The organism is Mesorhizobium newzealandense (assembly GCF_042682145.1).
Classification (GTDB): domain Bacteria; phylum Pseudomonadota; class Alphaproteobacteria; order Rhizobiales; family Rhizobiaceae; genus Mesorhizobium; species Mesorhizobium newzealandense.
In genome coordinates this window covers 323,636-330,037 of the sequence record NZ_JBHUGZ010000023.1, presented here as the reverse complement: position 1 = coordinate 330,037, position 6,402 = coordinate 323,636, and the positions used below count along the sequence as shown (strand labels likewise).

Below are 6,402 nucleotides of genomic sequence, written 5' to 3'. Positions count from 1 at the left end.
TAGGTCGGAGATCGGCTGAAAGTGACCGCCCAGTTGCTGAATGCGCATGACGGATCACATGTCTGGGCCAACTCTTACAACCGGGAGATTGCCGATCTTTTCGTCGTCCAGGAGGAAATCATCCGAACGCTTGCGGATCGGGTCGGAGTAAGGATCGAGCGACCTTTGCCAGAGAGCGGTGCCGCCCGGGTCAGCGCGCTCCGCTATTACCTGATGGGGAGAGCCGCCAAAGAGGATTTCTCTTTAGCGGGGAACGAGCGGCTACGGCAGTTCAGCCTCAAGGCGATCGAAGCGGATCCGAACTCGCAGTTCGGCTACATCGGGATGGCCTGGTCCTATCGCAATGACTCGGTATTCTGGCACAAGCAGGAAAATGACCCCGACGAGGCGTTGAAGCGCGCCGCCGAATACGCCGACAAGGCTATCCTGCTCGCTCCGGACGATGCCAACGCGCACTTTGCCCGCGCCCAAATCCACTCCGAAGCCGGAGAGGTCGAGCAAGCCATTGCGCGGTACGATCGGGCGATCGTCCTGAACCCCAGCGACCCGAATATCCTCGTCCACAGTGCGGGCGTGCTGCTGAATGTTGGCCGCATCGACGAAGCGATCGATCGGATCGAGCTGGCCATGGGCATCGATCCTTTCTATCCTGACTGGTTCAACTGGCAGATGGGGCTGGGCGCTCTACGAAAAGCATGATTGCGGGGCTGCGCTAACGGCGATGCGGAAAATGTCCAGAATCCCGAGCGGCGCACACCGAATGCTTGCGGGGATCCACGCCTGCCTGGGCAACCAGCGGGAGGCGAAGGAGGCGCTTGCGGTTTTCCTCAAAGACTCGCCCGGCGACTCCATCAGCAAACAACGCAAGCAGTGGGAGAAGAATTACACCGCCCCCGGAGCCCTCGATCGCTGGATCGGACACATGCGGTTCGCGGGCTTGCCGGAGTGACGGCTGACCGTATGCGGCCCGGCAGAAGTCCGATTGGCCGCAAAGAACCGTTGAAGCCTTTGTGTTGTGGGCGGACTGGATGGCCATCCCCATTCCAGTTGCGGAACAAACCGGCATGGCAGCGAGTTTCTGTCCGACGAAACTTTGAGGGAAAGCCATGTCCAGATTTCTGCTGGCGACAAGCGTCGCCGTTCTTCTCGCCGGCGGGCCGGCCCTTGCCGCGGACGATGCTGCGCTGCCGCCGCCCAATGCCAAGAAGCTGTCGGAGATCCTCGCCAAGGTCGAGCAGCGCGACGGCTTTCGCTATGTGAAAGAGGTCGACTGGGACAGCGGCGCTTACGTCGTCACCTACTACACGTCGGACAAGGCGAAGGTCGAAATCACCTACGACCCTGTGACCGCCGAGCCAAAATAAAGGTTCGTCGGCAGACATCCTGTCCCTTTGCGGATGCGCCGGCCCGCTCTTCGCGCATTCTCAATGGCCAGCGGGTCCTCGCCTAAAATTGTCCACTCTCGGCGTATGATGTCGAAGTCAAGGCGCTGAGCGCGCCTTGGGGTGTTGGCTTGGGGGCACACATGCGATCTTCCGTTCGACCCTGTTTTTTGGGCTGTGCTCGCGACCATCCTGGCCTGCGGCATCCTCGGGACTGCTTCGGCGCGGGCCGATGGACCGTCCTTCGACTGCCGCAAGGCAAGCCTGCCGGCGGAAAGGGCGATCTGTGCCGATCCGCAGCTGTCGGCCATCGATCTGCTGGTCTCCAGGGCGTTCAAGGATTTCGAGCCGGCGTTCGGCGGCGACAAGCGCAAGATAGCCCGCGGGCTGATTGCCGACCGCAATGCCTGCGGGGGCGATACCGCCTGCATCGTCAGTGCTCTGAACAACGCGCTGCAAAACCTATGGCAATGCGCCGTCATGGGTGCAGGACTACAACATCGCGTTGATCGGCAAGAAGGCGCTGGAAACCGCCGCGCGGAACCCGGACGGGACCGATCAACCCCTGCCCTCGGCAATCGGACAATGCGCGTCCACGCATATCAAGACGCTGACCACGCGGCTTGGCGACGATCCGCTGGAAACGGCCAGTCCGGATGCAGGCAGTGCCGCGACATTCACCAATGACGGCGGTGCCGTCTCCTATGATCGAGAACCTGGCCTAGCCGCCTCGAAGGTCGGCGAACCGGTCGAGATGTGTCTGATCTCGATTCCCAGGGATTGTCCCAAGGACGATGAGCGTGGCCGCGTCTACTACGGCATCGATCTCGCCGTCAAAGGATCATGGGCGCTGCCGGACTCCGAGCATCTGTGTGGCGGCGCCTGAGCAGCCCGCTTCGCGTTCCGCGACGGCCTGCCAAGGAGCGGGTAGTGCATCAGTTTGAAATTTGAGGGCCTTGACGCGGCCGTCGCCTTCGGACGTTGGCTCATATATGCTTAGCGGAACGCATGGGAGGGAAGGATGCGTGTCACAAGCCTGTTTTTCCTATTGGCCGGCCTCACGATGCCAATTGCAGCCTTCGCTCAAGGCGAAGTCTCGGTCGAACGAGGGTTGCAGGTATCAATCATCGGCGGTTGTCACGATTGCCATACCGAAGGCTACAGCGAAACAGAAGGCAAGATTGATCCTGAAAAGGCTTTAATGGGCAGCTCGGTCGGTTGGCGCGGTCCCTGGGGCACGACCTATGCGACCAATCTTCGGATAGATGCTTCGGTAATGACCGAGCGTGGATTCGTAGGGATGCTGAAGCGCATTAGAACGTCTCCGCCGATGCCCTGGTACAATCTCCGAGCGATGGAGGAGAGCGATATGCAATCGCTCTATCAATACATTAGGTCGCTCGGCAAACACGGGAAGCCGGCCCCGAGCCGCATTCGCTCTGATAAGGAGCCGACGACGCCGTACGTTCAACTTGTGCCACCCCAAATGCCGAGGAACTGACAAATATGTCCAGAGCCTAGCGAAGAACGCCGCCCGGCAAAAAGCGCAGCGTCAGATTTCAAGCTGACCTACCACGAAGGCGCGCCTCCCCTTGCGTCAGTCCCGCTTTGATGGCTGACTGGACGCTTGGGCGCCGCATGGGGGATGGGCATGGCGACGGCGAAGCACGTGCTGAAGCGCATACTGATGATGTTGGCCGGCTACCTGGTGGCGGTTCTGGTGGGCTTGATCGCGGTCGCGGCGATCTACGCCGCGCTCAGTTCCCTGCCCAACGCGCCCAGCTATTTCGACGTCATGGGCGTCTCGCCGATAGCGGTCCTGGTGGTGCCGCCGCTCGGCCTGTTCGTCTATTTCCTGACCATAGTCGTGACCGCGCTGCAGACGCTCATCTTCGCGCTGATTGCCGAGCTCTTTTCGTTGCGCAACGTCCTGTTGCACATGGTCTTCGGTGCCGCGGCCGCCGCCGCCGGTTTCGTCCTGATCTGGCCAAGTTCAGCGGAGGACATGGACCCCGAGCGCTGGGCCGACATCGGCATCATCGCCGCTGCCGGCCTTGTCGCCGGATTGGTCTATTGGCTGATCGCCGGGCGGGACGCCGGCTTCCGGCGACCGCTGTTGCAGCGTTAGCTCAACTCGACGGTGAGCGAACCGCTTCGGTGGCGTCCAGGGCCTGCTTCAGCCGCGAATCGCGATCGTAGACGTCGCCGAAATATTCAACCTTGCCGGACATGTCAGGCCAGGCGGTGAAATAGGCGACATAGACCGGGATCTTGCGTGTCACATCCTCGGTCGAATGCCCGTGCTTCAGCTTCTCGGCGATATAGTCGACCGAGGTACCGAGCACCGCCGCCGCCATGCCGCGCGGATCCTGCAGCCGCACGCAGCCATGGCTGAGCGCGCGCATGTCCTGCTTGAAGAACGACTTCTGCGGGGTGTCGTGCATGTAGATCGCATGCTTGTTGGGGAACAGTATCTTCAGCTCGCCCAGCGCATTGGCCTCGCTCGGCTGCTGGCGCACGCTGTAGGGAATGTTGGCGCCATAAGCGCCCCAGTTGACCGCGGACGACGGGATGCGCTTGCCACGCGAGTCGGTCACCTCGTAGCCGGCCCGGTCGAGATAGCCGGGATCATTGCGCAATCTGGGCAGCATCTCGTTGACGATGATCGACTGGGGCACGCCCCAATAAGGATGGAAATCGACCTGCTTGATCTGGTCGTAGAAGAAGGCAGTCTGGTTGGTGGTCCGGCCGACGACAACGCGCGTCTTCAGCTTTTCCTCGCCATTGTCGATATAGCTCGCGGTGAAGGCCGGCTGGTTGATGAAGACACGCGGGCTGCCGAGGTCGGAGGGCAGCCAGCGCAGTTCCTCCAGCGCCACTTCCACCTTCAGCAGCTTGTCGGCCTTGGAGGTCCCGGCCAGCGTCGCGACGGTGCGCGGACCGATGACGCCGTCACCCTTCATGCCTGCCTTCTGCTGCACAGCCTTGATGATTGGAACCAGTTCCGGGTCATAGACTTGGCTGGTGGCCAGCCTGGACAGGACTTCGCCATAGGCGCCGCCCATCTCGTCGTCGAGATTGCGTGCGATCAAGGTCAGCAGCTTCGGCAATTCCGGGCTGGTTTCGCCCGGCTTCAGCAACAGCTTGGGGTCGACGACGATTTCGTTCTCGGCGCTGGCCTGCAGGGACTCCAGTTCGACACGCAGCGCCTGGTATTCCGCATTCTGCGGATGCCGCGATTCAAGGTAGGTGCGCACTTCCTGGGTGTGCGCCAGCGTTTTCAGCACGCCCACCAGGTCGATCGGCTTGGCCGGAAAATCATAGTAGCCGGTCATGCGGTTGGGCTCAACGCGGCCGTTCTGCGCATCATGGGCATAGCGCAGCACGCGGGCCGACAGCGCCATCTCGAAGCGGACGAGTTCTTTCAGTTGCGCATTGGCGTCAGCCGGCGACGCGCTGGCAGCAGGCACTTCGACCGTGTAGTCGGCGGGCGTGAGGCCGTAGCTTGAAGCCTCGCCGAGCACCCGCACCGCATCCTGCGCGCGGCTGTTGAGGCTGGTTCCGGTCACCCAGATGAAATCCGGATTGGCCGAGTAATAGGCGATCAGCGCCTTGGCGACGTCAGGCTCGGCATAGAGTTCGTAGTCGCTCAAGCCGGCAACCGCATCACGGAAAGCCGCACCCGTGACTGAAGGCACGAAAGCGGCGTCCTGCGGCGTCGCCGGCTGCGGTGCCGTCGCCAGCGCCGAAAAGTCGATGCGAACCAGCCGATCAGCCTTGTAGGTGTAGTAGGATGGGCCGCTGATTCTCACGCCGCCGCCACTGCCGCCCGGTGCCTTGGGCTTGTTCTTTGGCGGCGGGGGCGGAAATTCGCCTTGCGGAGCGTGCTTGATGCCACCCCCGAAAAGCATTTCGAAAAGCCCTTGCGCGCCTGCCTGTGGCACACCGAAGGCCAGCGTCGCCGAGATTGCAACCAGCGGCATCACGGTTGCTTTGTTTCCGAGGAATTTCATGGACCACCCGCTCCGGTTGTAACCGGCTCCCGTTCCGCACCGCTAGACGATCTCGCGCACCGCATGGCGGATGTAAGGCGCGACTATACTGATTCATACTGATTTCGTTAAGCTTTCATAAATTTCCGAAAGCCTGTTGCAGAACGGTTTCACAACATCGTGACGGCCGGAGCGGGATGCGTCCACTCCGGCCGGGGGCAATCCATTGCGGATCAGGCGTTGGCGCCACCATCGATGGTCAGCGCGGCGCCAGTGATGAAACGGCCTTCGGGACCCGCGAGCCAGGCGACCATGCCGGCGATGTCGTCGGCCTTGCCAAAGCGCGGTGTCGCCATCTTCTGCCGCTGGTGTTCGGCATGCGGACCGTTTGCCGGGTTCATGTCGGTGTCGGTCGAACCGGGGTGAACGACATTGGCGGTGATGCCGCGTGGGCCGAGGTCGCGTGCCAGCGCCTTGGTCAGGCCCACAAGCGCCGCCTTGCTGGCCGAATAGGCGGTGAGGCCGGTGTCGGTGGCCCGCTCGGCGAGATTGCTGCCGATCGAGATGATCCGGCCGCCTTCGCCCATATGGGCCGCCGCCGCCTTGGAGGCGATGAACGAGGCTCTCAGATTGACCTCCATGGTCTCGTCGAAATCGGCGAGCGACAATGTCTCAATGGAAGCCGCGCGCCAGATGCCGGCGCTGTTCACCAGGATGTCGAGCCGGCCGAAGACAGTCGCGGCGTCATCGACGGCCTTGTCTATGGCCACGGCATCCCGGTTGTCGGCCTTGATCGCGATGGCTCGACCGCCGGTTGCCTCGATTTCCCTGACGACCGCGACAGCCTGCTCCTCGCCATTGACATAGGTGATTGCCACGCTGGCACCATTGGCCGCGAGCCTTCGCGCAATCGCCGCGCCTATGCCGCGGCTGCCGCCGGTGACGAGCGCGGCCTTGCCGCCCAGTTGGTTGCCCGCCTGCAGATTGGATGACATCGATTTCTCCTTTTTGTAATGATCGACACATAA

General features: G+C 62.1%; 8 protein-coding genes. 6 read left to right on the top strand and 2 right to left on the bottom strand.

All coding sequences use genetic code 11. From position 1 onward, the window contains the following. Positions 1-21: 21 nt before the first annotated feature. The 6 genes from ACFSOZ_RS31430 (at position 22) to ACFSOZ_RS31405 (ending at position 3,510) form a co-directional block, all read left to right on the top strand. A complete protein-coding gene (locus tag ACFSOZ_RS31430) occupies positions 22-699 on the top strand; it encodes a tetratricopeptide repeat protein (protein ID WP_379104546.1) in 678 nt (225 codons plus the stop codon). Positions 700-730: 31 nt separating this feature from the next. Continuing rightward, positions 731-949, top strand: coding sequence for a hypothetical protein (locus ACFSOZ_RS31425; protein ID WP_379104544.1), 219 nt, complete (start codon positions 731-733; stop codon positions 947-949). Between the two features lie 157 nt (positions 950-1,106). Then, positions 1,107-1,364 carry a PepSY domain-containing protein gene (locus tag ACFSOZ_RS31420; RefSeq protein WP_379098101.1) on the top strand — a complete coding sequence of 86 codons (258 nt, stop codon included), beginning with the start codon at positions 1,107-1,109 and terminating at the stop codon, positions 1,362-1,364. 502 nt (positions 1,365-1,866) lie between these two features. Beyond that, positions 1,867-2,268, top strand: coding sequence for a hypothetical protein (locus ACFSOZ_RS31415; protein ID WP_379104542.1), 402 nt, complete (start codon positions 1,867-1,869; stop codon positions 2,266-2,268). A 135-nt stretch (positions 2,269-2,403) separates the two neighbouring features. After that, positions 2,404-2,883 (top strand): hypothetical protein, encoded by a 480-nt coding sequence (locus ACFSOZ_RS31410; RefSeq protein ID WP_379098104.1) that lies wholly within the window; start codon positions 2,404-2,406, stop codon positions 2,881-2,883. A gap of 144 nt (positions 2,884-3,027) precedes the next feature. Next, on the top strand, positions 3,028-3,510 hold the full coding sequence (locus ACFSOZ_RS31405; RefSeq protein WP_379098206.1) for a hypothetical protein: 483 nt from the start codon (positions 3,028-3,030) through the stop codon (positions 3,508-3,510). 1 nt (position 3,511) lies between these two features. On the opposite strand, the gene ACFSOZ_RS31400 is transcribed toward ACFSOZ_RS31405, so the two are convergent. Further along, a complete protein-coding gene (locus ACFSOZ_RS31400) occupies positions 3,512-5,395 on the bottom strand; it encodes a L,D-transpeptidase family protein (RefSeq protein ID WP_379104541.1) in 1,884 nt (627 codons plus the stop codon). 212 nt (positions 5,396-5,607) lie between these two features. Beyond that, on the bottom strand, positions 5,608-6,369 hold the full coding sequence (locus ACFSOZ_RS31395) for a 3-oxoacyl-ACP reductase family protein (protein WP_379104539.1): 762 nt from the start codon (positions 6,367-6,369) through the stop codon (positions 5,608-5,610). Between the last annotated feature and the right edge of the window lie 33 nt (positions 6,370-6,402).

Coding starts and splice junctions, on each gene's coding strand:
- ACFSOZ_RS31400 (WP_379104541.1), bottom strand. CDS start 5,395: ATGAAATTCCTCGGAAACAAAGCAACCGTGATGCCGCTGGTTGCAATC.
- ACFSOZ_RS31405 (WP_379098206.1), top strand. CDS start 3,028: ATGGGCATGGCGACGGCGAAGCACGTGCTGAAGCGCATACTGATGATG.
- ACFSOZ_RS31395 (WP_379104539.1), bottom strand. CDS start 6,369: ATGTCATCCAATCTGCAGGCGGGCAACCAACTGGGCGGCAAGGCCGCG.
- ACFSOZ_RS31420 (WP_379098101.1), top strand. CDS start 1,107: ATGTCCAGATTTCTGCTGGCGACAAGCGTCGCCGTTCTTCTCGCCGGC.
- ACFSOZ_RS31425 (WP_379104544.1), top strand. CDS start 731: ATGTCCAGAATCCCGAGCGGCGCACACCGAATGCTTGCGGGGATCCAC.
- ACFSOZ_RS31410 (WP_379098104.1), top strand. CDS start 2,404: ATGCGTGTCACAAGCCTGTTTTTCCTATTGGCCGGCCTCACGATGCCA.